Genomic DNA, 25,714 nt, shown 5'->3' on the forward strand with positions numbered 1-25,714 from the left:
TATATTCACTCCATGCTGACTCTTGCTTCGAGGCTCGACGTGATGAACAGGCTCGGCCGGGCGATGGCGGATCCCACCCGATCGAGGATCCTGCTTGCGCTCCTCTCCGGCCCCGGGTACCCCGCGCGTCTCTCCGAGTCGCTGGGGCTCACTCGCACGAACGTCTCGAACCACCTCGCCTGCCTGCGGGGGTGCGGCATCGTCGTCGCGAGCCCCGAGGGCAGGCAGACGCGGTACGAGATCGCCGACTCGCACATCACCCGCGCGCTCGGCATGCTGATCGAGACCGTCCTGGCCGTCGACGAGGGCGTCCCGTGCGGGTCCGACTGCGACAGCTGCGCGGCGTGCGCCTCGGAAGCGGCTGGTCCCGCGTGAGCGAGGAATGCTGCGGCCCGGCCGAACCCCCGCGAGGAGGCGCCCCGCGTCGGCCGCTGCTGCTCCGCTCGGGGCCGTCACCCGCCTCCGACAACCTTCCTCCGTCGCCGGTCGTCGCTGCGGGATGCGGAGACGACGACGGGGATGCCTGCTGCGGACCTCGGCTGGCGTCGGCGGCCACACTGGCTTCGGCGACCTCACCGGCCTCCGCAGCCGAGCCGACGGGCGGACCGCCCGTCGCCGCGCCCTGGTGGCGGGATCGGGCGCTCCTGCCGTCCGCGGTGTCGGGCGTCGCGCTGATCGTCGGCTACGGGTTCGAATGGGGCGGGACGCCCGCCGCCGCGGTCGCCTTCCATGCCATCGCCCTGCTGGCCGGGGCCTCGACCTTCGTCCCCGACACGCTCCGTCGCCTCGCGCGGGGCCGCCTCGGGGTCGGGCTGCTCATGACGATCGCCGCGATCGGTGCCGTGCTCCTCGGGCACGTGGGCGAGGCCGCAGCACTCGCGTTCCTCTTCTCCCTCGCGGAGACGCTCGAGGGCCGCGCGATGTCGCGGGCCAAGGATGGGCTGCGCGCGCTCCTCGCGCTGCTCCCGGAGACGGCGATCGTGGTCCGCACCGGCGGCACCGCGACCGTTCCGGCCAGCGAGGTGCGTCGCGGAGATGTGCTGCAGCTCGGCGCCGGTGACCGCGCCGCCACGGATGGCATCGTGCGGGAGGGCCGATCGAACGTCGACACGTCGGCGGTCACGGGCGAGTCCATCCCCGTGCAGCTCGAACCGGGAGACGCGATCGCGGCCGGGACCATCGCCATCTCCGGCGCTCTGCGCATCGAGGCCACGGCCGACGGTCGGGACAACTCGCTGACCCAGATCGTCGAGCTGGTCCGGCAAGCCCACGCCAAGAAGGGGAACCGCGCGCGGTTGGCGGACCGCATCGCCCGCCCGCTCGTGCCGACGGTGCTCGTGCTGGCGCTGCTCATCGTGGCGTTCGGGTTCCTCGTCGGAGATCCGGCGCTCTGGACCGAGCGTGCCCTGGTCGTGCTCGTCGCCGCCTCTCCCTGCGCCCTCGCGATCGCCGTCCCGGTGACCGTGATCAGCGCGATCGGCTCCGCCTCGAAGCTCGGTGTGGTCATCACATCCGGTGCTGCGTTCGAGCAGTTCGGAACGATCCGAACCATCGCGTTCGACAAGACGGGCACGCTGACCATGAACGACCCGCGCGTCGTCGAGGTCGTTCCGGGGGCCGCTTGGACCGGGCAGGGTGTCGTCGACCTCGCGGCTGCCCTCGAGGCCGTCAGCGGGCATCCGCTCGCCAGCGCGATCACTGCGGCGGGTGAGGCCCCCTTGACCGCCACCGACGTCGAGGAGCTCGCGGGGCTCGGCATAGCCGGCCAGGTGGATGGCGCGGCCGTGCGAGTGGGCAACACGAGGTGGCTCCCGCCGCTCGGCATGGAGGTCGCGGCCGAGACGCTGGCGGGCAATGGCATGACGGTCGTCGTGGTCGAGGTCGATGGCAGCATCGCAGGCCTGATCGGCGTCCGCGACGAGCTGCGCCCGGATGCTGCGGACGCCATCGATCAGCTCTCCCGGCTCGGCATCCGCTCCCTCATGCTGACCGGCGACAACACGCAGACCGCGCAGGCACTCGCATCGCAGGCGGGGATCGCCGAGGTGCACGCCGAGCAGCTTCCGGCGGACAAGGCCCGCGTCATCGAACGGCTGGCGTCCAAGACGCCGACCGCGATGGTCGGCGACGGCATCAACGACGCCCCGGCGCTCGCCACGGCAACCGTCGGGATCGCCATGGGGACCCATGGGTCCGCCGCGGCGATCGAGTCCGCGGACATCGCCTTCACGGGAAGCGACCTCAGGCTGCTTCCGAGCGCGTTCGCGCACGCCAGACGCGGACGTCGCATCATGACCGTCAACATCGCGCTTGCGCTCGCCATCATCGTGGTCCTGTTCCCGCTCGCGCTGTTCGGCGTGCTTGGCCTCGCCGGGGTCGTGCTCGTGCACGAAGCCGCGGAGCTGCTCGTCATCCTGAACGGCGTCCGAGCCGCGCGCCGACGCTGACCGGCGGCGCCCCGGGCCGACGAGACCTAGTCGCGGCGCTTCTTGCCCGACACCTCGAAGTTCGTCTCGCGCGTGGTCTGGAACTCGACGTTCTTCGGTCGGTACGAGCGCACCCGTCCGACGATGGTGAAGGCGACGACCCCGGCCAGCACGACGTAGAGCGCCACGGCGATCGGGCTCGCGAAGAACACCGAGTAGTCACCGCCCGAGCTCAGCAGGGCGTCACGGACGTTGGTCTCCATGAGGGGCCCGAGCACCATGCCGATCATGAGCGGAGCGAGCGGGATCCCGAAACGGCGCATGGCGAACCCGAGCAGGGCGAGGAGCAGCAGCATCCACAGGTCGAAGATCGAGGCGGACGTCGCGAAGATGCCCATCGCGCAGAACACGGCGATGCCCGGGTAGAGGTACTGCTTCGGGATGTCTGCGAGCTTCGCCCAGAGCGGGGCGAGCGGCAGGTTGAGCAGCAGCAGCACGACCATGGCGATGAAGAAGCTCGCGAGCAGGCCCCAGACGAGGTCGGGCGCACGCTCGAAGAGCAGCGGCCCAGGCTGGATGCCGTACTGCTGGAAGGCGGCGAGCATGATCGCGGCAGTCGAGGACACCGGGAGCCCGAGAGCGAGCAGCGATGCCATGGCGGTGCCCGTCGTCGCGTTGCCCGCCGCTTCCGGCGCGGCGAGACCGCGGATGGCGCCCTTGCCGAACTCCGGATCCTTGCGGCGCCCGTCGATCTTCTTCTCCAGGCTGTACGCCATGAACGTCGGCACCTCAGAGCCGCCGACGGGGATGACACCGAAGGGCAGGCCGATGCCCGTGCCTCGGATCCACGCGGGGAGTGCGTTGAAGAACTCGACGCGAGACAGGCGAGGCGTGCGGCTCGACATCATCGAGACGCTCGCCGGCTCGCGGCGGGCCCGGGACGCCACACGGAAGACCTCGCCGAGCGCGAGCACGGCGACGGTCACCGTGACCAGCGAGATGCCGTCGAACAGCTCGGGCACGCCAGCTGTGAAGCGCTCCGTGCCCGTCACCGAGTCGATGCCGATGACCGAGATGCCGAGGCCAAGCGTGAGGCTCGCGAGTCCGGCCACCACCGAGTCGGCGACGATCGACGAGGTCGCGATAAAGGCGAAGAGCGCAAGCGCCACGTACTCGGCGGGCCCGAAGTTCGACGAGAGCTCCGCGAGCGCCGGCGCGAGGAAGACGACCGCGATGGAGGACACGAACCCGCCGATGAACGCGCCGATGGCCGCCGTCGCGAGCGCCTGCGGCGCGCGTCCGGCCTTCGCCATCGCATGCCCCTCGAAGGTCGAGGCGATCGCCGACGACGAGCCCGGCGTGTTCATGAGGATGGCCATCGTCGAGTCGCCGAAGAGGCCGCCGAAGTAGACGCCGGCGAACAGGATGAACGCCCCGGTCGGGTCGAGTGCGAACGTCATCGGCAGCAGCAGCGCGACTGCCATCGATGAGCCGAGACCGGGAAGCACGCCGACAGCGGTGCCGAGAAGGCAGCCGATGAACACCCACATGAGGTTGATCGGGGTCAGTGCCCCTTCGAAGCCGCCGAGAAGGCTGTTGATGATGTCCATGTCAGATCCCTCCGCCGAAGATCGCTCCGGCTGGCAGGTTCACCGAGAGGAGCCCGGCGAACAGCAGGTACAGCACTGATGAGAAGGTGAGCGAGACGAGGATGTCCCGCACGGGGCTGGGCGACGCGAACGCACGCGCCATGGTCCAGAACAGCAGGCCGGCCGCGAGGATCCAGCCGAGCGGCTGGAGCAACAAGATGAAGGCGACGAACCCGCCGACCGCCCACGCGACGCGAGACCAGTCGCTGTACCAGCGCGGACCGCCCTGGCCGCGCACGCTGATCTCGGCCGTGCGCAGATCGCTGTGCACGTCCTCCGGCAGCTGCGGCTTGCGGATGATGCCGATGGCCAGCAGCACCGCGAACAGGTAGAGGAGCGCGATGATCACACCGGGGAAGAACCCTGGTCCGGGGGGATCCGTGTCCGGGGCGACGTCCATCGTGACCTGGCCGTAGAGCAGGTAGCTCGCGAAGGCCACCAGGATGGCGGGGAAGATGAGCCCGGATCGTCCGGTCCACCAGCTCGGCTGGGCTTCCCCGGTGTCGAAGTCGTCGAGATGCGTCTCGGTGTGTGCGGTCACAGTCCCAGCTCCTCAAGTAGTGCCTCGGTGCGGGCCATGTCCTCGACGAGGAACGCGTCGAGCTCCGGTCCCGTCAGCCAGGAGTCCTCCCAGCTCAGACGAGTCAGCACTTCCTGCCACTCGTCGCTCTCCCGGAGCTCGCTGAAGATCTCGAGCTGCTGCTGGAAGGCCTCGTCGCTCACCCCGGGGGCTGCGAGGAGTCCGCGCCAGTTGGCGACCTCGACGTCGTAGCCCTGCGACATGATCTTCGGGATGTCGACGCCTTCCAGCTCTTCAGCCCCGCTCACCGCGAGGGCGCGGACTCTGCCAGCTTCGATCTGGTCGGAGACGTCGTTGTAGCCGGTCGCGACCGCATCCACCGTGCCGTTCAGGAGCGCCTGGATCGCCTCGCCGCCGCCCGACTTCGGGATGTAGGTCAGCTCGGCTGGCGGGATGCCTGCGGCCTGCGCGAGCTCGGCGATGAGCAGGTGGTCGATGGTGCCTGCGGAGCCGCCCGACCATGGGATGGACTTCGGGTCGGCGGCCCACGCATCCACGAGCTCCTGGAGGGTCGTGTGCGGGGAGTCGGCTGGCACGATGATGACGTCGTAGTCTTCCGCGAACTTCGCGACGGGTCGCACGTCGTCGAAGCCGACCGGTGAGTCGTTGAGCGCGATTCCGCCGGTCATGCCCGACCCGGTCACGAGGAGGGTGTCGCTGCGACCCGTCATGGTCGTGAAGGTGCCGAGTCCGATGGTTCCGGCGGCGCCCGGGATGTTGACGACCTGCACGTTGCCGACGAGGCCCGTCGCGCGCAGCGCCTGCTGCTGCTCGCGGGCGAACCCGTCCCAGCCGCCGCCGGGGCCAGCGGGAGCGATGAGCGTGAGGTTCGCGCTCACGTCCTCGGCCGCCGATGAGCGGCTGATGGACAGCGCCGTTGCCGAGGCGACGATCGCCACTGCGCAGACTCCGACGACGACGTTCACGACGCGTCGGAGCGTTGATCTGGGTGTCTTTGACATGAAACTCCGTTGTTTCCTGTGAGGGAGGTGGCGTGGGCGGTTCAGCCCGTTGAGGTGGCGAGGACGACGACGCCGTCCTCGTCGGCGGCGAGGAACTCGCCCGGACGGAAGACGACCGAGCCGAACTCGACAGCGACATCGCGCTCACCGAGGCCGTCCTTCGTCGACCGCCGCGGGTTGGTGCCGATCGCCTTGACGCCGATGGGCAGCGCGGCGAGCTCCTCGGCGTCTCGGACGACGCCGTTGACGACGAGCCCCGCCCAGCCGTTGGCCGCGGCCCTCGCGACCATGTTCCCGCCGGCCATGGCCGCGTGCAGCGAGCCGCCGGCGTCGACGACCAGGACGCGGCCGTCGCCAGGCTCCTCGACGATGGCCTTGAGCTGGAGGTTGTCGACGGGAGAGCGGAAGGTCGCGATGCGCCCGGAGAATCGGAGGAACCCGCCGAGGTCGCGGAGCTGGAGGTCGCACGACTGGATGCTGTCCTCGTACTGGTCGACGAGATCGGTTGTGCTCACGTGGGTGCTGCCTGCCATCTTCATTCGCCTTTCTCGGAGGTTGTCGGCTTCTGCTGGTGTCTCGCAGCGGCGCGGTCGAGCGCGTACGGCAGCACGCCGCCCGAACGGAGGTAGCGCTGCTCGAGCGAGGTGTCGACGCGTGCGCGCACGACGAACGAAGTGGTGCTGCCGGTCTCGGGATGCACCGCGACCACCTCGAGGCGGTCGGGCACGTCGGTGTCGGCCGCGAGGCCGCGGATGCTGAAGCTCTCGGTGCCGTCGAGCCCGAGCGTGTCGGCGTTCGCCCCGTCCTCGAACTGCAGCGGGAGCACGCCCATGCCGACCAGGTTGGAGCGGTGGATGCGCTCGAAGGACTGCGCGATCACGGCCCGGACTCCCAGCAGGCGGGTGACCTTCGCGGCCCAGTCCCGGGACGACCCGGTTCCGTACTCACGCCCTGCGAGCACGATGAGCGGTACCCCCGCGTCGGCCGCGGCGTCTGCGACGGCGTGGATCTCGCGGATGGGCGCCATCACCGCGGGCTCCCCCGCGAGGAAGTCGCGGGTGCTCCCGCCGTTGCCCGCTGGCACCAGGCGGTTGACGAGGCGGGTGTTCGTGAACCCGCCGAGCTTCATGACCCGCCAGTTGCCGCGCCGCGAGGCGTAGCTGCTCAGGTCGCGGGCACCGACCCCGAGCTCGGTCAGGTGCCTGCCCGCCGCGCTGGCGGCCGGGATGCGGCCGGCGGGGCAGATGTGGTCGGTCGTCACCGAGTCCTCGAGGAACATGAGCACTCTCGCGCCCTCGACGTCGGCACTGCCTGCCGCGGCGTCGAGCTCGAGGAAGGGCGGCCGCTGCAGGTAGGTCGAGGCCGCCTCCCAGGCGAAGCCGTCGCCGCCGGGAGCATCCAGCCCCTGCCAGTTCTCGTCGCCGTCGAAGATGGTCGAGTAGGCGTCGGTGTACATCTCGGGGTCGATGGAACTCGAGACGGCCTGCTGGATCTCCTGGTCGCTCGGCCAGATGTCGGCGAGGTGGACCGGGGCACCCGCCGCGTCGTGCCCGACTGGGTCGCGGGTCAGGTCGACGTGCATCGTGCCGGCGAGCGCATAGGCGACGACGAGCGGGGGCGAGGTCAGGAAGTTCATGCCGACGTCGTTGTTGATGCGGCCGTCGAAGTTGCGGTTGCCCGACAGCACGGAGGCGACGACGATGCCATCCTGCTCGATGCCGGCGAGCACCTCGGGGAGGAGGTCGCCCGAGTTGCCGATGCAGGTCATGCACCCGAACCCGACGAGCCCGAAGCCGAGCTCCTCGAGCGGCGACATGAGCCCGGCCTTCGCGAGGTAGTCGGTGACGACTCGAGACCCGGGGGCGAGGCTCGTCTTCACCCACGACTTGGACCGCAGGCCGCGCGCCCTGGCGTTTCGCGCGAGCAGCCCGGCCGCCATCATGACCGCGGGGTTCGACGTGTTGGTGCAGGAGGTGATGGACGCGATCGCGACGGCGCCATCGGGAACGGCACGCTCCCCCTCGCCGGAGGCGAGCGGCGCGACCTGGTGCGCCTCCGCGAGGGCTCGCGCGCTCGCGGCGGGCGCATCCGCCAGTTCGATGCGGTCCTGTGGCCGCCGCGGGCCGGCCAGGCTCGGCGTGATGCCGTCGAGGTCGACGACGACCCGACGGTCGTACTCGGCCGGGTTGCCTGGGTCGCTCCAGAGCCCCTGGGCTCGCGCGTAGGTCTCCACGAGGCTCGCCTGCTGCTCGCTTCGCCCCGTCATGAGCAGGAACTCGATCGTCGCCTCGTCGATCGGGAAGATCGCGGATGTCGAGCCGAACTCGGGGCTCATGTTGGCGATCGTGCATCGTGTCGCGAGCGAGACCTCGGCGACTCCTGGACCGTGGAACTCGACGATGTTGCCGACGACACCGAGGGCCCGCATCCGCTCGGTGAGTGTCAGCACCAGGTCCGTCGCCGTCACGCCTGGTCGGAGGCGTCCGATGAGCTCGACACCCACGACGGGCGGAATCAGCATCGTGACGGGTTCGCCGAGCATGGCGGCCTCCGCCTCGATGCCGCCCACGCCCCATGCCAGGACGGAGAGGCCGTTGACCATCGTGGTGTGCGAGTCGGTGCCGGCGACGGTGTCGGGGAACGCGCAGCCGTCGCGCACCGTCACGACGTCGGCGAGGTACTCGACGTTGACCTGGTGCATGATCCCGGCACCGGGCGGCACGACCTCAAGCCCGGAGAACGCTTCACGCCCCCACTTGATGAACCGGTACCGCTCGGCGTTGCGCTCGTACTCGCGGCGGACGTTGAGGGCGGGGGCGTCCGGCCTCGCGAAGAAGTCCGTGACCACCGAGTGGTCGACGGTGAGCTGAGCGGGAACTTCAGTATCGAGGAGCGCTGGATCGATGCCGCGTGCAGCGAAGGCATCGCGCATGGCCGCGAGATCGGTGAGCACGGGCACGCCGTTCGTGTCGTGCAGGAAGACGCGAGCGGGATGGAACGCGATGTCGTGTGTGCCAGCACCCCCGGAGACGAGCGCGTCGATGTCTCTCCGGGTGACGACCTCACCGTCGTGATGTCTCAACAGGTTCTCGAGGATGATGCGGTGCGCGAACGGCAGCCGTTCCGCCCCGGGGACGGCTCCGATGGGCCAGATCTCGAGGTCGCCGTAGGCGGTGGCGAGAACCCTCGTCGTCGCTCCGGTGTCCGTCAGCATGCTTCCTCCGTCTCCTACTGCTCTGTAGGTTATAGGCTCGATGCTACACGATGCCGGGACGCTTGCTACGATCAGTGCATGCCAGCCCCTGCCTCCCCAGCGCGGCCGCTCTTCAGAAGCAAGAGCGAGCTCGCCTACGAGGAACTCCGCCGCCGCATCCTGACCGGCATCTACGCACCAGGTGACGTCATCGGCCAGACGAAGCTCGCCGCAGAGCTCGGCCTGAGCACCACACCACTTCGAGAAGCACTCAAGCGCCTCTCGACCGAGGGGCTCGTCGACCTCGGCACGCACCGGGACGCTCGAGTCATCCCGCTCTCCCAGGCGGAGGCCCAGAACCTCTACGAGGTCCGCGCCGCCGCCGACCCCCTCGCCTGCGCCCTGGCGGCCGAACGTCGCGACGACTCCGACCTCACCCGCATCGAGGCAGCGCTCGGCGAGCTGGAGCCGCTCACCGGCGTTGCCTCCGCAGAAGCGCTCGACGCCCATCGTCGCTTCCACCGCTCGATCTACCGGGCAGCAGCGAACCCCACGCTCCTCGGCATCCTCGATGGACTCTGGGACAAGACCGACCTCTACCGCCAACGGGCCCTTCGAGCTTGGACTCCCACACCTGAGGACCGCGCCAGGGTGCACCGCCAGCACAGCGCACTCCGAGATGCGATCGTGGCGGGCGACGCCGAGCGAGCCCGCGAGCTCTCCCACGCCCACATCACGCACAGCCTCGCGCGCCGCGCGATCGGTGCCCTCGAGACGAGCACAGCGCCACGCAGCGGAACCGCGGAGTGACCCACCTGGCGGGGCTCGGCTGAATGGCCGGCGCGAACGGTTCGAAGTGGCCGTGGATCATCATCCACGCCGTGCTCATCCAGGTCCTGACGTACGCAGTCCGGCCCGGGCTCTCGTTCGCGGTCCTCGAAGCGGGCGGGCAGGAAGCGGTCATCGGCCTGCTCGCGACCTCGTTCGCGCTCCCGGCGCTCTTCCTCGCCCTCCCCGCAGGCAGGCTCACCGACGGACGCGGCGAGCGAACCATCGCACTGCTGGGCAGTGTCCTCCTGATCGCCGCGATCGGCATCGCCCTTGTCTCCGTGCAGAGTGTCAGCGGGCTCATGATCGCGGCGCTCGTGCTCGGCGTCGGCCACCTGCTGAGCATCATCAGCGAGCAGACCGCAGTCGCGAATCGCTCGAAGAGCGGCTCAAGAGAGTCGGCGTTCGGCCTCTACACGCTCTCCGCGTCCATCGGCCAGACCCTCGGCCCGCTGCTCCTCGCCGTCCCGAGCCCCTCTGGTCCTGGCCCGAACCTCCCCCTCGTCTTCGGGTCGGCGATGGTGGCGGCCGTCCTGCTCGGCATCGCCAGCGTCTTCCTGGGGAGCAGCTCACGCGGAGAGACGACGTCCAAGCGGCCGGGATCGCTCGACTCGAGCCGACGCATCCTGCAGGAGCCCGGTGCCTTCCGCGCCGTCGTCGCGGGTGGCATCGCCATCGCATCCGTCGATGTGACGCTCGCCTTCTGGCCTGCGCTGAGCACGCAGCCAGGCGTCTCGGCCGCCCTCGTGAGTCTCATGCTGACGAGCCGCGCGCTCGCCACGCTTGCATCGCGAGCGGCCCTCCCCGCACTCAGCCGACGGCTGTCGCGACGGTTGCTCCTCCTCATCTCGCTGGGGGTCGCCGCCGTCACGCTCGCGCTCACCGGGCTCCCTATCGGTCCCGTCTGGCTCGTGATCTCGGCCGTGCTGTACGGCTTCGCCATCGGCGTCACCCAGCCCATCACGATGGCCTGGCTCACGGATGTCGCGCCGGTCGACCAGCGCGGCCTCGCTCTCTCACTCCGGCTCGTCGGCAACAGGCTCGCACAGTCCGTCATTCCCGCCGGGGCCGGGCTCCTCACTCCGATCACAGGAGGCGGCGGTGTGCTCGTCGCTATCGGCGGCTCCCTCGCTGCCGCAGCCGCCGTCGCCTACTCGCAACGGAAGCGAGAATAGGCGCCTCGAGACGCTGGCAGGCTCGTGCTTCGAGGATTCCGGATGTCGCTGGCAGTCCGATCACGAGGGCCATCGGCCTAGGCCGACGGCGTCGGAGTTCTTCCCCGCCGCACGATTCGGGCCACCGCCTTCGAGAAGGAAGTGACCCGGGACCGCACACCGCTCAGGCGCCTAGTGAGCCGCCGTGTCGTCGCCTTCGTCGCCCGTCTTGGGCAGCAGCCATCCGCGTTCCGGGGCGATGCCAACGCGAACGCAGTCCATGGGGCGCAGGATGTCCTCGACGGATGGGTCCGAGACCTGCGCCACGATCGTCCCGGTGTCGGTCTCGATCTCGTACTCGACGCTGTCGCCGTGGAAGATGGTCGTGAGGACCCGTCCGACGTCCCCGTGGACCTCCGCGGCCTCCACTCGACCGGAGAGTCGCACCGACTCCGGCCTGATCATGAGGAGCACCTCCGTGTCGATCGTGACGCCGTCCTGACAGTCCGTCTCGAACTCCCGGCCGAGCGCCACGACCCGGGCCCGCCCATTCGCCGGCTCGGCGAGGAGGGTGGCGTCGAGGAACGTCGCGCGGCCGATGAAGTCGGCGACGAACACCGACTCCGGGCGCCGGTACACGGTGTCCGGGACATCGACCTGCTCGATCCGGCCGCGGTTCATGACGACGATGCGGTCGGAGAGCGTCATCGCCTCGTCCTGGTCGTGGGTGACGAAGATGCTCGTGATGCCGAGTCGACGCTGCAGGCGGCGGATCTCGTTGCGCATCAGGACGCGCAGCTTCGCGTCGAGGTTCGAGGGGCTCGTCGAAGAGCAGCACCTTCGGTCGCATGACCAGCGCACGGGCGAGGGCGACGCGCTGCTGCTGACCTCCGGACAGCTGGTGGGGCGCCCGGTCGGCGAAGTTCATGAGGTTCATGATCGTCAGGACCGTGTCGACCTCCTCGCGCATCCGCGCCGCCGGCATTTTCTTGAGCTTCAACCCGTACGAGACGTTCTCGCGCACCGACAGGTGCGGGAAGAGCGCGTATGACTGAAAGACCATCGACATGGGCCGCTGGTTCGGGGCGACGCGGATCATGTCGGCCCCGTCGAGTTCGAGCTCCCCCGAGGTCGGCTCCTCGAACCCGGCGATCATCCGCAGCGTCGAGGTCTTGCCGCAGCCGGAGGGGCCGAGGAGGGTGATGAACTCGCCAGGTTCGATCTCGAGATCGACGGAGTCGACGGCCAGCGGGTCGTCGGCCTTGCCTCCGTATCGCTTCGTCAGCTTGCGGAGGGTGATGCGGCCGAGTGCGGCCTCAGGGTCGATGCCGACAGCCTCGGCGAGGCCATCGACGGAGTCAACGACGGTGTGTGCGACCACGGAAGATCACCTTTCGGACGAGGAAGTTGATGATGAGGATGAGCGTCAGCACGATGAGGATGAGCACCGTGCAGTACGCGAACGCGTTCCCGAAGCGCCCCGAGTCGACCTCGGCGAGGATCTGCGAGGTCATGATCTTGATGCCTGGGGTGGTGAGGAACACGATGGGCGACAGCGTCGTCATGGACCTGGCGAACGCGAAGGTCAGGCCGGTGAGGAGGGCCGACTGGATGAGCGGCAGCGTCACCTTGCGGAACGTCGTCCCCGACCCGGCGCCGAGCGACGTGGAGGCTTCCTCGATGGCGGGATGGATCTGGTTGAGCGCCGCGATGCCCGAGCGCTGGCCGGATGGCAGCGAGCGGGTGATGTAGACCATCACGATCGCGATGCCGCCGGAGAACGCCGCGCTTCCACCGGCGAGGGCCGGCAGGATCTGCACGCCGAAGATCGTGGTCGGCGTGATGTAGCTGAGCGCGTAGCCGATGCCGAGGACGGTGCCGGGTACGGCCAGCCCCAGCATGCCGACGAAGTCGAGCAGCCCGGAGGTGCGACGCAGCTTCCGAACGACGAGCCAGGCGATGAGCATCCCGAGCACGCCGGCGATCGGGGCCGCGATGAGGGCCAGGGTGGCCGTGTCGATCATGGCCTTCGAGCCGATGCCCGTGAGGACGAAGGTGAAGTGGTCGAGCGTGAACTCGTTGTTGACCCCTGGCACCTTCATGAAGCCACCGGTCAGGACGGTCACGTAGATCGTGACGATGAGCGCGCTGATCGAGCCGACGAGCAGGAGGATGGGCACCCTGATGCTCGGTGCGGTGATCTGCTCGGATCGTCCCGTCGGCTTGCCCGTCACGGTCACGACGCTGCGCTTCGAGACCCAGTAGCGCTGCACGAGGAACACGAGGAGGGCGGGCACGAGGATTGTGAGCGAGTAGGCAGCGCCCGCGCTCGTGTTGTAGTCGCCGGTGACGGCGAGGTAGGCCCGGCTCGCGAGGACCGTGTAGTCGCCACCGAGGACCAGCGGGTTCGCGAGGTCGGCGATGGACTCCACGAACAGCAGGAGGAAGGACCCGGCGAAGCCGGGGACGAGCATGGGGATGGTGACGGAGAAGAACACCTTGAGCTTGCTCGCCCCGAGGCCAGCTGCGGCCTCGTCGAGGCTCGGGTCGAGCGACTCGAGCATGCCCTTGAAGTTCATGTAGGCGACGGGGAAGAAGGACAGGGCGAGGACGAGCACCAGGCCGGAGAGCCCGTAGATGTCGCCCTTGATGCCGAAGATGCCGTTGCTGATGGCGCCGTTGCGGCCGAAGAGCGTGATGACGGCGGTGGCGACCGCGAACGGGGGCGCCACGATCGGGACCATCGCGAGCAGGTGCAGCGCTCGTTTGCCGCGGAACGCGATGCGGACCTGGGCGAAGGCGAACAGGAAGCCGATGATGGTGCCCAGGACCCCGACGATGAGCCCGAGGACCAGTGTGTTGAGCACGATCCGATGATTGACGGGGTCGGTCACGATGCTCGCGAGCACCGCGAGCCCATCCGGGGCGAACGCTGCGGAGAGGAGGCTCATCACCGGGTAGCCGATGAGGAGCAGGAGGATGACGGCGACGGCCGTGCCGAGGATCACGACGCTGCGGTCGGCGCGGGCTCGTGACCGCGGCGCCGAGCGCGAACCGCGTCCTCGTACGGGGGCGGGGGCCGCTGGCGGCGTGGCGCCGCCAGCGACTGCTTCGAGTGTTGAGGTCATTGTTCGTCCGCGCTTCTACTCCTTGGGAGCAGGCGCCACCTCCGAGTCGAACCGTCCGGTGAGCTCGTTGCGCGCCTGCCCCGCGGCGTCGATGTCGGCGTGCACGAGCTTCACGGTGTCGAAGTCGACCATGTCCTCCGTGACGACCGCGTCCGGGTTCGTCGGCACGCTGTAGCTGCCGACGGTCGCGGCGAGATCCTGCGCCTCTGCCGTGAGGGTCCAGTCGATGAACGCCTTGGCGCCCTCTGGGTTCTTCGCGTTCTTGATGAGCGAGACGGCCCCGACCTCGTAGCCGGTTCCCTCGGAGGGGAAGGTCGTCTCGAGGTTCGTGAAGCCCTCGTTCACGAACTTCTGGCAGTCCTGGGCGAAGATCACGCCGGTGGCGACCTCACCGCGGCCTGCCATCTGGCCCGGCGCGCTGCCGCTCTTCGAGTACTGGAGGATGTTCGAGTGCAGCTTGCCGAAGAAGCCGATGGCCGCATCCTGGTCGCCGTCGTTGAGCTCGACCTCGGTCCAGAGCGCCTGGTACGCCGTGCCGGAGGTGCCGGGGTGCGCCATGGCGATGTTCCCCTTGAACTTCGGGTCGAGCAGGTCCGCCCAGGAGGTCGGCGCCTCGGCACCGATCTCCTCGAGCACGTCGGTGTTCGAGCAGAAGCTCAGCGCGCCGACGTAGACACCGGTCCAGCGCCCATCCGCGTCCTTGTACTCCGACGGGATCTGCTCGGCGTTCGGTGAGGTGTACGGCTCGAGGAAGCCGGACTCGTCGGCCGCGAGATGCCCCTCGGCGCCGCCGCCGAACCAGGCGTCGAACTCCGGGGTGTCTCCTGTCGCGCTGAGGCGTGCGACGGCCTCGCCGCCGCTCAGCCGCACGTAGTTCGCCGGGATGCCGGAGGCCGCCGTGAACTCGGCGGCGATGACCTGGCACCAGTCCTCCTGCGGGGTGCAGATGAACGTGACCGGTTCGCTCGAGGCGCCCGCCTCGGTGCCCGCACCCGCCGAGCAGCCGGCGAGGAGAGCGGTGGCGGCTGTTGCCGCGACCGCGAAGGGAAGCAGTGTGCGTTGCATGCGGGAGAACTCCTTTGTCCTGGTCTTCGAACTGCCGAGCATCAGCGAGCTGTGCGCGACGTTGCCAACGCTACGAGCGGGATGCGGGCGCGCCCGTGACAGCTCGGTGATGCTCGGTGACAGCTCTGTCACCGAGTTGGGCGGGAACCCTGGTGACGGACGAGGCTCAGGTGCGGTCGGCGCGGAGCAGGTAGCCGGTGCCCCGCACGCTCTCGATCGCCGCCGCGCTTCCCGTGACGGCCGCCTCGAGCTTGTGCCGCATCCGATAGACCGCGGCCTTGATCATCTCCCGGTCCCCGTGGCGGTCGTACTCGCCCCAGCACATGAGGAGGAGCTGCGAGAAGTCGAGCGGTGAGTTCGGATGCGCCATGAGGGCGGCGAGGAGCTTGTACTCGGTGTTGGTGAGCGAGACCCGCTCCGCGGCGACGATGACATCGTGGCTCGCGGGGTCGAGCTCGAGGCGGACCCCCGAGGTCACGACGGCACGCGACGACTCCGGCCGCCGCACGAGCCGCTGCGCCCTGAGTGCCAGCTCGCGCGGGTGGAACGGCTTCGCGACGTAGTCGTCGGCCTCCGCCTCCAGCCCCGCGATCCGGTCGGAGACCTCGCCCTTCGCGGTCACGAGGATCACCGGCAGGTCCCAGCGGGACTTGATGCGCTGGCACAGCGAGATGCCCGAGATGCCCGGCAGCATGATGTCGAGCACCACGAGGTCCGGGCGTGAGCGTTCGAGGGCCGTCCACGCGGTCTCTGCCGAGCGGAACGACTCCGTCGTGAACCCCTGCGTCTCCAGCGCGAACGTGACGATGTCGAGCATCGCCGGTTCGTCGTCGACGACGAACGCGAGACTGTGGGGCGCCGTCATCGTCGACGCCTCGCGACGGCTGGGTCGGCAAGCGGCAGCGTGAACATCATCGTCGTCCCTTTTCCCGAGATCGTGTCGACGTGGATGCGGCCACCCTGCAGCTCCACGAACTGCTGCGAGATGAAGAGCCCGATGCCGGTGCCGTTGCCGAGCGGGCGGCCGCTCGAGAACCGGCTGAACAGGCGTTCCCGCTGCGTCTCCGTCATCCCCGTCCCTCCGTCGCTGACCGAGATCATGACCTCGTCGTCCCCAGGAACGATACGCACTTCCACGCGACCGCCCGCCGACTCGCTCCTCGCCGCGTTGTTCACGAGGTTCGTGATGACCTGCCTCGTGAGCTGCGGGTCGACGAATGCGCTGACCGGGGCGCCAGGGGCATCCAGCACGACCGTGACATCGGAGATCTCCGACAGCTCCTCGACGACGCCCCTGAACAGCACTCTCAGGTCGACCCGAGAGCGCTCGATCGACACGAGGCCGGCCTCGAGGCGGGCCCTCGTGAGCAGTTGCTCCGAGAAGTTGTGCATCCGAACGGCGTTGTCGACGATGCGATGCACGAACACGGCCTGCTTCTCCGTGAGCGGGCCAGCCTTCTCCTCCGCGAGGAGCTCCCCGGCCCCCTGGATGACTGCGAGCGGCGTGCGGAGCTCGTGGCTCAGCACCGATGCCTGGTCAGCCCGCCTCGTGCTGAGCTCGGTGACCTCCTCGAGCCGCGCACGGTCGCGCGCATGCTCGCGCAGCACCAGCCAGATCGAGGCCCATGCGGCCGCGAGCGCGATGAGCGCTGCGAGCCCAGTCGCCCAGTCGGACCGCATGGCGGCGAACACTGCCGCGAGGATCCCCGCGAGAACCGACACGAGGAGCACACTCGCTGCCCACCTCGACATCATCATCATCCGGATAAACCTAGACGATCAGGCGAGAGGGACACGTCGATCCTGTCTCACCAGGGCAGCGAGCCCTGCCGTCATCCGACGGCAGGGCTCGCTCTGCTCACCGCACCAGCGTGGTGTCGACGGGGTCCATGTCGTTGTAGGTGGTGTTCTCGCCCGCGGTCGCCCACACGAACGTGTACGGGCCGGTACCCGCACCGAAGTGCACCGACCAGCTCGGCGAGACCACGAGCTGACGGTTCGACACGACGAGGTGCCTGGTCTCCTGCGGCTCCCCCATGACGTGGAAGACCCGGTGCTCCGGCGCGAGATCGAAGTACAGGTAGCACTCCGTTCGTCGGTCGTGCGTGTGCGCTGGGAGGGTGTTCCAGGCGCTGCCCGAGTGAACCTGCGTGAACCCGAACGCGATCTGCGAGCTGCGGGTCCCGCCCTCGTAGATGCACTGGTTCAGTGTGCGGCGGTTGGCGTTCTCGGGGTCGCCGAGCTCGACGACGTTGGTCATGTCCGGCGTGATCTTGGTCGTCGGGAGGTCCTGGTGCGAGGTCGCGGTGAACACGTAGAACGCGGCCGGGTTCGCTGGGTCGGCCGAGGAGAACCGCACTTCGCGTTCCCCGCGTCCGAGATACATCGTGCCGACGTGCGCGAGCTCGTGGGCCTCGCCGCCGACGTGCACGGTGCCCGGTCCGCCGACGTTGATGACACCGGCCTCGCGGCGCTGCAGGACGAACTCGGCACGCACCTGGTCGGGCGTGGGCAGCTCGAGCGGTTCGTCGAGCGGCACGACGCCGAACGCGAGGATCCGATCGTGGTGCAGGTAGACGCTTCGCGCCTCACCCGCGGCGAACAGCTCCTCCATGAGGAACGAGGAACGCAGCTCGTCGGTCTTCATCGCCGCGACGGCGTTGGGGCTGTGGGCGTACTTGGTGATGGTCATGAGTGCTCCTCTGGTTCGGGGGCTGATGATGATGGTGCTGTCGTCTCGTTCCAGGCGGCGATCGCTTCCAGGGCGAGGCCCTGTCCCCACGGCTGGACGCGGTCGTCTCGGATCACGGAGTAGCCGAAGGGGATGAGCTGGAGCACGGTTCCAGCGCTCACTCGGGTGAGTCGACCGTCGTCGACGTACGCCAGCGAACCGAGGACAGCGCGCTCACCGGCTCGCCGCAGGGGCCGGTCGGCGACTGGCAGCTGTTGCTCGAGGAGCGCGCTTCCACGGAGCAGCGCGGCCCCGATCCCGGCTGCCGCGGACGTCTCGAGGATTCCTCTGGTCTCGATGGGGCCGTCCACGAGGACGTCCCAGACGCCGTGGTCCGGTTGGAGCGCAGCGAGGGTCTGGAGCTGCACGGCGAGTCGTTCCCGGACCTCGCCGATGGCCGGATCGTCGCCCGCGAGGTGCAGCAGGTCCGCACCCGCGAGCGCGATCCACGCGTTGGCGCGCCCCCAGAAGCAGTCGATCCGTGTTCCCTGGTTGGTGCCGTGGGCGAAGAGGCCCGTGCTCGTGTCCTGCAGCTGCTCGGCATGGGCGAGCCACTGCTGAACCGCCTCCCGCGTGAGCTCGGGGCGTTCGAGCGCGCGCCCGGCCCGCAGGAGGAACTCGCCAGCCATGTACACGGTGTCAGCCCAGACTCCGCCCGGCCAGTGCTCGAGCGCGCCGTTCGAGGCCCTGGTCGCTTCCGGTGCGTCCTGGTACCAGGCCAGGCAGGCATCGACGAGGCGTCGAGCACCTGGATCACCGGATGCGCGCAGCAGTTCGGCTGCCGTGGCGGCCGGTGCCATGTTGTTGACGTGCTCGAGCACGGGGAGACGCGTCGCGTGGCGTCCCATGTAGTCGAGCACGAGCTGCGGGGGTGTCGCCCCGCGAGCTTCGGCGGCGCGCCACGTCGCAAGGAGGCAGACCCCCTCGCCCCAGAACCATCTGTCGACGCCCATGGCGAGGGTGCCGCGCAGGAGATCGCCCTCGAGCTCGGCGAATCCGGTTCCGGCCGCGGCCTTCGCCAATGGCGGCAGCGGCGGCGGAGCGAGGTCCGCCGAGGAGGTGTCCTCACCGGCCATGTGCGTCACCGCCGATCTGCGCGAGTCCCTGACGGACGCGCTCGACGGGCAGCTGGAGCCTCTCGCCGTCCCATTCTGCGATGATCTCGGCGTCACCGAACGCGCTGCTCGTCGCCGGGTTCTGGAGGTGCTGTTCCTCGACGATGCTGCCATCGCTGAAGCCCTCTGGCACGTCGTCGACGAGCAGCGCGCTCGAGAAGGTCACGTCCAGTTTCGGTCCGGATCCCAGCTGGAACCGGACGCCGGGGTCGTCGGCGCCGCTCGGGTTCCAGTCGAGGGTCGCGGATCGCAGGCCGGCGGCCCACGTCTGGAAGTCGCCGTCCGACTCCTTTCGTCCGGCGACGGCGACCCAGACCGCGCCGTGTTCGGCCGGTATCCACTCCTGCTGAGCGGTTTCACCGGTCGCGATGGGGCGCACGCCGCCGGGAGTCGCGATGGCGACGTATCCGTCCCCGCGCCGGACGGCGATCCACTCGCCGCCGACGACGAGCTCGTCCGCCTGCTCGGACGGCAGCCAGAGGTGCGTTCTCGTGATGGGGTCGCTGCTCGTGAATCGCTGGAGATGGACGACCACGTTCCGGTGCTGATGCACGCGCGGGAGGACTCGGTGGCCGGCCCACGCGTTGGGCCTCGCCGACGACCCCGTATCCGCGTTCGCGGGATGCGTGACGAAGATCTGGAACTCGCGGGCGAGCGTGGCTCCCCAGATGTGCTCCTGGAGGCCGGGCAGCCCGGCTCGGTAGTCCTGCACGCTCGAGAGCATCACGTCCGGGGTCTTCCAGACGCGGAGGTCTGAGCGGTACGGCCTGCTGAGGAGGTCCCGTTCGAACGCCAGCTTCCCGCGGTAGACCTGGGTGCCCCACCAATCGCGGGGCGGCTCCCCGGCGAGCTTGCGGATGATGGCCGGCACGGCGTACTTCCGCGAGATCGCGAGCGTGGTCACCGGCAGCACGGCGTCGTTGAGGCTGCCGACTCCGGCGAGCAGGCGCAGGATGGGCGAGGTCTCCTCGAAGCGCGAGCTGCGCAGCGTGTGCACGTACGAGCGCCCGTGCGCCGCTCCGTGCGTGCCGCGCCACGAGTTGCAGGCGAGTGTGAAGAGCACCTTGTCGAGGAGCACCCGCGAGGCCTCGGTGAGACGGTCGTCGACCCCGAGCTCGATCAGCATGCAGAGGGCGTAGCTGTCGATGGCGAGGTACGCGTTCGAGTCGAACTCGCTGAACCCGCCGGACAGCTTGCGGTCGAGCCATCCGGCGGCGCGGATGCGCGCCTCGTCCGCATGCTCGGCACCCGTTCGCCCGTCGACGGAGAAGACCTCGTCCGGGAAGGTCTCCCCGGCGAGCAGCTCTGCGACGTGCCAGACGAACTGGTGGTTCTCCGTGAAGTAGCACATGGCGTCGAGGCCGGGTTGGGTGATCCAGTACTTCATGCCCGTCACGGCGCCCTGCACTCGGTCGCGCAGCCCGACGGACCAGGCATCGCTCGGCACCCGGTGCCAGGCGAGCAGCATCGAGAGCACCTCGAAGTCGGCGCAGTCGCCGCGCGTCTCGACCCGGTGCAGCGCAGACGCGAGGTCAGAAGGCTCGACGCGCACGTCGCCGAGCAGCTCGTGGCGAGCGAGGAGGCCGGCGAGCCCGGCCTCGGTGGGGGTGTCGTCCTCGAGGCCAGCTACGAAGCGGAGCACCTCGTCACGCCACAGCGCAGGATCGCCGTGGGGTTGTTCCCTGCTGTCCGGCGGAACGACGGCGACTCGGATGCGACGAAGCTGCGGGCACCGGGGGTCATCGAGGCCGATCTGCACGATGCTCTCCCCCGTGCTCAGCATGGAGGCGCCTGCTGAGGCTGCGTCGCCTTCCGCGAAGGCGTCTTCCTCGGCGACCCCGCCGACGCGGAAGCGGACCTTGCCCTGCTCGTCCGCTTCCACGAGCTGCCAGTCCTCGTGGTCGCTCGTTCGGACGCGGAACCGCACACCGCGCGGCGCGGAGAAGGCGGCGACCGGCCCCTCCAGTGCCCAGCTCGTGGACGCGACCCGATTCAGCACCTGCTCTGCGAGACGGCCGGCGTGCTCGTCGGCACCGGGCGAGGGGATGACCACGCGAACCGGCAGCCCCTCGACCCGGACGCGCACGATGTGCCTGCACTCCCGGAATGCGACCTGCCAGGTCGCCAGGTGCAGCGGCGTGACCCCCGATGGCAGACGCACCCGTACCGAGGAGGTGAGCGGCTCCATGTAGGAGACCTGATCGCCCCGCAGGACGACTTCGCCTCCCACCCAGAGGACGAACGGGCCCGTCGTGTGCACCTCGATCGTCCGCCACTCGCTCTGGTCGACCTCCACCGCCGTGGCCGCGAGGGACGCCCGGTACTCCGGGGTGAAGCAGAACGCCGACCAGTCGACGAAGCCGTCGGCCGGGGTGTGCACGCGCGCCCACTCGGCGCTCGAGCTCTGCCCGTTGGCGGCCCAGCTGACCGGGCCGCCCTCAATGACCTCCGGGAGGTCCTGTGCATCGTCGAGCTGGTGCGCGGCGTACAGCCGCTGCTTCAGCTCGCCGACGTCTGGTCCGTTCGTCAGCACCCATCTGCCGTCTCCCCACGGTTCCCCGTCTTCGGAGAGAAACGCGTCGAGGTCGTCGCAGCTGCTTGCCCAGGCCGGTGAGACCAGCCAATCCCTGATCGTGCCGTCTGCGTCGGCGAGGTGAACGGTCCGGTTGGTGACTGTGAGTGAAGAACTCATGCTCCGTGTGTTTCCTTGTCCAAGATCGATGGTGAGTGACGGGCTACTTGAGGCCCGTGTTCGCGATACCCGTCGTGACCTGCTTCTGGAAGAACAGGAAGAGGATGATGACGGGGACGATGCTGACCACGCTCATCGCGATGATGAGGTTGAACGGGACCGTCTCCTCCGCCGTGAATCGGGCGAGTGCCACCGGCAGCGTGTAGACCGATTCGCTCTGCGCCACGACGAGCGGCCACAGGAAGTCGTTCCACCGCCACATGACCGACAGGATCGCGACGACCGCGAGCGCGGGCCGGCACATCGGCAGCACGATGGTGGCGAAGATGCGGAACTCGCCCGCGCCGTCCATCCGCGCCGCCTCGATGAGCTCGTCGGGGATCGACAGCATGTACTGGCGGAGGATGAACACCCCCGTCGGCGTCGCTGCTGCCGGGATGATGAGGCCCCAGAGCGTGTTCACGAGCCCCATGGATGCGACGACCTGGTAGACGGGGATCAGGATCACCTGCAGCGGGATCATGATGGTCGCCAGGGTGAGGATGAACAGGAAGTTCTTCCCCCGGAAGTTGTACTTCGCGAGTGCGTACGCCGCCATCGAGTTGACGGAAAGCGTGAGCACGGTCGCCCCGATCGTGACCACGACGCTGTTCAGGAAGTACCCGGCGAAGTTGAACCGCGAGAGGGCTTCCGTGTAGTTGCCGAACCCCCAGGTCTCTGGCAGCAGCGCGGGTGGCCGCATCGCCAGTTCGGCGGGCGACTTGAACGAGCCGAGGACGAGCCAGACGATCGGGATGAGCGCCACGAGCGTCGCCGTGACCAGGATGACGACGCGCAGTGCGTCCGTCGAGGTGACTTTCTTCGACCCAGTGGAGGTCCAGCTCCGGCGCGGTTCCTGCGTGGCGATGAAATTGCTTGCCGTCTCGGTGGTCATACCGCGTCCCGCTTTCGTCCGATCAGGTAATTCACGATGGTGATCGTGAAGATGACGATGAAGAGCAGCACGCTCCCCGCAGAGGCGAGCCCGTAGCGGATCGGCGACACGAAGCCGTTCTCGTAGATGTACTGGACGATGAGGGTGGTCGCGCCGACCGGTCCACCGCCCGTGAGGGTGTAGATGAAGTCGAACGCCTGGAAGCCGTGGATCGTGGCGAGCACGACGACGACCAGGATGCTCGGCTGCAGCAGGGGCAGCGTGACGTTCGTGAACTGCTTCCATCTGGAGGCGCCATCGAGCTGCGCCGCCTCGTACAGCGACGGGTCGATGCTCTGGAGGCCTGCGAGCAGGATGAGCATGTAGAAGCCCACCTGCATCCAGGTCCCCACGACGATCACCGAGAGCATGGCCAGGGGGCCCTCGACGAGCCACGGGACCGGGGCGACGCCGAAGAGGCCGAGGAACGCGTTGACGATTCCCCCCTGACGCTCCAGCATCCAGTTCCACACGAGGCCCGCGACCACAGGTGAGATGAGGACCGGGATGAAGAAGACCGCCCGGAAGAAGGAGCGCCCCCTCCGCTGCTGCTCGACGAGGACGGCGAGCAGCGTGCCGAGGACGACGGAGAGGAGCACGAAGGCCACCGCGTAGACCACGGTCTGCCAGACGATCCCCCAGAACTCCGTGTCGGAGAGGATCGTCTGGTAGTTGCCGAGCCCCTCCCACGCGAAGGTGCGTCCGTTCGACGACGAGTACATCGAGATGTTGAAGCCGTTGATGGCGGGCCAGATCGTGAACAGCCCGAAGATCGCCATGTTGGGCAGGAGGAACAGGTACGGCGCCGAGCGGAGGCTGAAGGGCTTCCGAGACTTGCCCCCGATCACCTTCCGCCGAGCGACCGTGCGCTCTGACGTCATTTGTGCAGCTCCTCCACGAGCGACTGCGCGTTGGACTTGACGTCTGCGACCGCGGTCTTGAGATCCTTCTCGCCGGCGACGACTCGGGAGAGCTGGTCGACGAGCTCGAGGGCGCTGCCGTTGAAGGCGACGTCGCCGTTCGCGGCGTAGCCGAGGTCCGGAGTGCGGGCGAGGTCAGCCTGGAACGTATCCATGTCGGCCTGACGGTCCGGGTAGGTGACGCCCTGCTCCGTGAGGTCCGCGCGGGTGGGGAGGAACCCGCCTGCTGCAACGAACTTCTCCTGCGACTCCGCGGTGTTCATGTACTGGACGAAGAACGCGGCGAGCGCCGGGTTGGGGCCTTCCTTCAGCGCAGCCATGTACTTGCCGCCGGGGAATCCGCCGCACTCTTCAGCGCAGGGATTGGGGGCTGCTGCCCAGTTGAAGTCCGCGTTGGCGGCGAACTGGCCGACCTGCCAGTTGCCGGACAGGTAGACGGGGGTGTCCTGCGCGAGGAAGATCTCGTTCGCACCCTCGTATCGAGTGCCTGAGCCGAGCCAGAAGTCTCGGGGCATGCGGCCGTCGGCCATCATGTCGACGAGCGGCTGCAAGGCGGCTTCGGCCTTCGCCTCGTCGAGGACGACCTCGCCGTCGCCGACGAGTGCGGTGCCGTACTGGCTGAGCACAGTGGAGAGTCGGTGCCCCGACTTGTCCATGGCGAACGCGTACTCGGTGCCTGTCGCCGTCTGGACCTTCGTGGCCGCGTCGATCATCTCGTCCCAGGTCCATGGATCGTTCGAATCGGGGAGCGGGACGCCGGCCTGCTCGAAGAGGTCGGTGTTGATGAACGGACCGTTGAGGGTGAGGTCGGATGGGACCGCGATGAGCTGCCCGTCGTCGGTCGTGGCACCGGAGACCGGGCCGTCGACGAACTCGGACGCGTAGTCCTCGCCGAGGTACGTGCGCAGATCGAGGAGGTCGTTCTGGAAGTCGCCGAGGCCCGTGAGGCGCACGACGTCGGGCGCGTTGCCTCCCGAGAGCCGCGCCTGCACGGACGTGACGAGGTCCGCGTACGGGAGGATCTCGAGGTTCACGGTGACGTCGTATTCTTCCTCGAACGATGCGATGAGGTCGCGTGTTGCCGCCTCGTCGGGACCGTCGGTGAAGTAGACGTAGCTCAGCGACTCGCCGGCGAAGTCTGCCGGGTTGATCTCCTGGACTTCCAACGGCCCGCTTGCACCGCCGTCGCCGCTGACGACCTCTCCGGGGGCGCACCCCGTGAGGCCAACGGTGACGCCGACGGCTAGCGCGAGCGCCACCTTTGCGTTGTGCCTTCTCGTAGTCATTACATCCTCCTTGATGTCAATCCCCCGACCCGGGGAGCCGACGCCTCTCTGCGTCGATGGTGGCGATACTACAAGTTTTCGGCTCTATGGAAAGCACTTTCTGTAGAGCGGAAACTAGGCTAGGGTGCGAACTACTGACCTGACTCAAGGAAGAGTCGAATCGACAGCGCGTCCCGGCCGCCGTCGCCCACTCGATGGAGTGCGGAATCTCAAGCGGCCGCGATTGGATGAGGACATGACACCATCGCCCGAGAACTCGGAGCCCCCGCTCTCTGCCCTGATGAAGGGCCTCACGCTCATGGAGGCCGTCTCCGAGCACCATCGCATCTCCGACCTCGCGACCGCGACAGGTCTCTCCGTCAGCACCGTGCACCGAGTGCTCAGCGACCTCGTCGAGCATGACTGGATCGAGCACGGCGCAGACCGCACCTACCGCCCGGGAGCCCGCACGCACCTCTTCGCTGCGAGCGTGCAGCGCGACGAACGCGCGACGCAGAAAGCCCTCCCGCTGCTCCAGCGACTTCGCGACGAGGTGGGCTGCACGGTGCACATGGCGCGGTTCCGGCAGACGACGCTCATGTACGTCGCCAAGATCGACGGACCGGCTGCTTACCAGATGCGCTCACGCGTCGGAGACACCATCCCGCTGTGGTCCACAGCCATCGGCAAATCGATCCTCGCCGCCCTCTCCCCCGAGCTGAGTTCCGAACTGCTGATGTCAGCTGAGCTCACGAGACGGACGGTCCACTCCATCGTGTCGAAGCGGGAGCTCCAGGCGCAGCTTCGCGTCGTCTCCGAGCGCGGATGGGCGATCGACGACCAGGAGAACGAGCTCGGGATCCGATGCGTCGGCGCAGCCCTCCGATCCGCGGATGGCTCCGTCATCGGAGGCGTCAGCACCTCGGGCCTCGAGCACGAGATGACGCCGGAGAAGATCCAGGACATCGTGCCGCATCTGCTGCGGACGGTCACCGAGATCAGGAAGCTGGTCTGAGCAACCGACGTCGGGCCT

Annotated in this window: 21 protein-coding genes and 1 pseudogene; 5 read left to right on the forward strand and 17 right to left on the reverse strand. The window is 68.7% G+C overall.

Translation table 11 applies throughout. The features are described 5' to 3' along the window. The first annotated feature begins 12 nt into the window (after positions 1-12). Together C5B99_RS11955 and C5B99_RS11960 are read left to right on the forward strand one after the other, a co-directional pair. Positions 13-375: a helix-turn-helix transcriptional regulator gene (locus C5B99_RS11955; protein WP_104242373.1), complete on the forward strand. Its 363-nt coding sequence runs from the start codon at positions 13-15 to the stop codon at positions 373-375. Positions 376-539: 164 nt separating this feature from the next. Continuing rightward, positions 540-2,447 carry a cation-translocating P-type ATPase gene (locus C5B99_RS11960; RefSeq protein ID WP_181059431.1) on the forward strand — a complete coding sequence of 636 codons (1,908 nt, stop codon included), beginning with the start codon at positions 540-542 and terminating at the stop codon, positions 2,445-2,447. Positions 2,448-2,473: 26 nt separating this feature from the next. Here C5B99_RS11960 and C5B99_RS11965 read toward each other — a convergent pair whose 3' ends face one another. The 5 genes from C5B99_RS11965 to acnA are packed head-to-tail and all read right to left on the reverse strand — an operon-like array spanning position 2,474 to position 8,831. After that, positions 2,474-4,036 carry a tripartite tricarboxylate transporter permease gene (locus C5B99_RS11965; protein WP_104242375.1) on the reverse strand — a complete coding sequence of 521 codons (1,563 nt, stop codon included), beginning with the start codon at positions 4,034-4,036 and terminating at the stop codon, positions 2,474-2,476. Position 4,037: 1 nt separating this feature from the next. Further along, entirely contained in the window at positions 4,038-4,616 is a 579-nt protein-coding gene (locus C5B99_RS11970; protein ID WP_104242377.1) for a tripartite tricarboxylate transporter TctB family protein, read from the reverse strand. Next, positions 4,613-5,617, reverse strand: coding sequence for a tripartite tricarboxylate transporter substrate binding protein (locus tag C5B99_RS11975; RefSeq protein ID WP_104242379.1), 1,005 nt, complete (start codon positions 5,615-5,617; stop codon positions 4,613-4,615). The genes C5B99_RS11970 and C5B99_RS11975 overlap by 4 nt, the downstream gene beginning before the upstream one ends. Before the next feature lie 41 nt (positions 5,618-5,658). Continuing rightward, positions 5,659-6,150, reverse strand: coding sequence for a ribonuclease E activity regulator RraA (gene rraA / locus C5B99_RS11980; RefSeq protein ID WP_104242381.1), 492 nt, complete (start codon positions 6,148-6,150; stop codon positions 5,659-5,661). 2 nt (positions 6,151-6,152) lie between these two features. Next, positions 6,153-8,831 (reverse strand): aconitate hydratase AcnA, encoded by a 2,679-nt coding sequence (gene acnA / locus C5B99_RS11985; protein ID WP_104242383.1) that lies wholly within the window; start codon positions 8,829-8,831, stop codon positions 6,153-6,155. 78 nt (positions 8,832-8,909) lie between these two features. Between acnA and C5B99_RS11990 the strand changes: the two genes are divergently transcribed. Both C5B99_RS11990 and C5B99_RS11995 read left to right on the forward strand, forming a co-directional pair. Continuing rightward, the gene (locus C5B99_RS11990; protein ID WP_104242385.1) at positions 8,910-9,620 is read left to right on the forward strand and encodes a GntR family transcriptional regulator; all 711 of its coding nucleotides are present in this window, start codon (positions 8,910-8,912) and stop codon (positions 9,618-9,620) included. 23 nt (positions 9,621-9,643) lie between these two features. Further along, positions 9,644-10,813, forward strand: a complete 1,170-nt coding sequence (locus tag C5B99_RS11995) for an MFS transporter (RefSeq protein WP_104242387.1) — start codon at positions 9,644-9,646, stop codon at positions 10,811-10,813. A gap of 171 nt (positions 10,814-10,984) precedes the next feature. Here the strand turns inward: C5B99_RS11995 and C5B99_RS19665 are convergent, their stop codons facing one another. From C5B99_RS19665 to C5B99_RS12045, 12 genes and pseudogenes are all read right to left on the reverse strand, one after another. Next, on the reverse strand, positions 10,985-11,578 hold the full coding sequence (locus tag C5B99_RS19665; protein ID WP_258063233.1) for an ABC transporter ATP-binding protein: 594 nt from the start codon (positions 11,576-11,578) through the stop codon (positions 10,985-10,987). Positions 11,579-11,666: 88 nt separating this feature from the next. Continuing rightward, a pseudogene (locus C5B99_RS19670) lies at positions 11,667-12,173 on the reverse strand (ABC transporter ATP-binding protein); the annotation flags it as partial. Then, positions 12,151-13,920 (reverse strand): iron ABC transporter permease, encoded by a 1,770-nt coding sequence (locus tag C5B99_RS12005; RefSeq protein ID WP_104242389.1) that lies wholly within the window; start codon positions 13,918-13,920, stop codon positions 12,151-12,153. The gene C5B99_RS12005 and the pseudogene C5B99_RS19670, both read right to left, overlap by 23 nt. Positions 13,921-13,935: 15 nt before the next feature. Continuing rightward, positions 13,936-14,985 (reverse strand): ABC transporter substrate-binding protein, encoded by a 1,050-nt coding sequence (locus C5B99_RS12010; protein WP_104242391.1) that lies wholly within the window; start codon positions 14,983-14,985, stop codon positions 13,936-13,938. A gap of 166 nt (positions 14,986-15,151) precedes the next feature. Beyond that, entirely contained in the window at positions 15,152-15,850 is a 699-nt protein-coding gene (locus C5B99_RS12015; protein ID WP_104242393.1) for a response regulator transcription factor, read from the reverse strand. Next, a complete protein-coding gene (locus tag C5B99_RS12020) occupies positions 15,847-16,746 on the reverse strand; it encodes a sensor histidine kinase KdpD (RefSeq protein ID WP_104242395.1) in 900 nt (299 codons plus the stop codon). Before C5B99_RS12020 ends, C5B99_RS12015 begins: the two co-directional genes overlap by 4 nt. Before the next feature lie 97 nt (positions 16,747-16,843). Next, positions 16,844-17,677: a 5-dehydro-4-deoxy-D-glucuronate isomerase gene (gene kduI / locus C5B99_RS12025; RefSeq protein ID WP_104242397.1), complete on the reverse strand. Its 834-nt coding sequence runs from the start codon at positions 17,675-17,677 to the stop codon at positions 16,844-16,846. Beyond that, positions 17,674-18,792, reverse strand: a complete 1,119-nt coding sequence (locus C5B99_RS12030; RefSeq protein WP_181062975.1) for a glycoside hydrolase family 88 protein — start codon at positions 18,790-18,792, stop codon at positions 17,674-17,676. The genes kduI and C5B99_RS12030 overlap by 4 nt, the downstream gene beginning before the upstream one ends. Next, positions 18,782-21,523: a hypothetical protein gene (locus C5B99_RS19325; protein ID WP_181064999.1), complete on the reverse strand. Its 2,742-nt coding sequence runs from the start codon at positions 21,521-21,523 to the stop codon at positions 18,782-18,784. The genes C5B99_RS12030 and C5B99_RS19325 overlap by 11 nt, the downstream gene beginning before the upstream one ends. Before the next feature lie 43 nt (positions 21,524-21,566). Beyond that, the gene (locus tag C5B99_RS12035; protein WP_104242401.1) at positions 21,567-22,457 is read right to left on the reverse strand and encodes a carbohydrate ABC transporter permease; all 891 of its coding nucleotides are present in this window, start codon (positions 22,455-22,457) and stop codon (positions 21,567-21,569) included. Continuing rightward, positions 22,454-23,377: a carbohydrate ABC transporter permease gene (locus C5B99_RS12040; RefSeq protein WP_104242403.1), complete on the reverse strand. Its 924-nt coding sequence runs from the start codon at positions 23,375-23,377 to the stop codon at positions 22,454-22,456. Before C5B99_RS12040 ends, C5B99_RS12035 begins: the two co-directional genes overlap by 4 nt. Further along, complete coding sequence (locus C5B99_RS12045; protein ID WP_104242405.1) at positions 23,374-24,702, reverse strand: ABC transporter substrate-binding protein; 1,329 nt, start codon at positions 24,700-24,702, stop codon at positions 23,374-23,376. Before C5B99_RS12045 ends, C5B99_RS12040 begins: the two co-directional genes overlap by 4 nt. 235 nt (positions 24,703-24,937) lie before the next feature. Here C5B99_RS12045 and C5B99_RS12050 point away from each other — a divergent pair, with 235 nt between their 5' ends. Next, positions 24,938-25,696, forward strand: a complete 759-nt coding sequence (locus tag C5B99_RS12050; RefSeq protein WP_104307113.1) for an IclR family transcriptional regulator — start codon at positions 24,938-24,940, stop codon at positions 25,694-25,696. Positions 25,697-25,714: the final 18 nt, after the last annotated feature.

The organism is Pseudoclavibacter sp. Z016 (assembly GCF_002931215.1).
GTDB lineage: Bacteria > Actinomycetota > Actinomycetes > Actinomycetales > Microbacteriaceae > Pseudoclavibacter.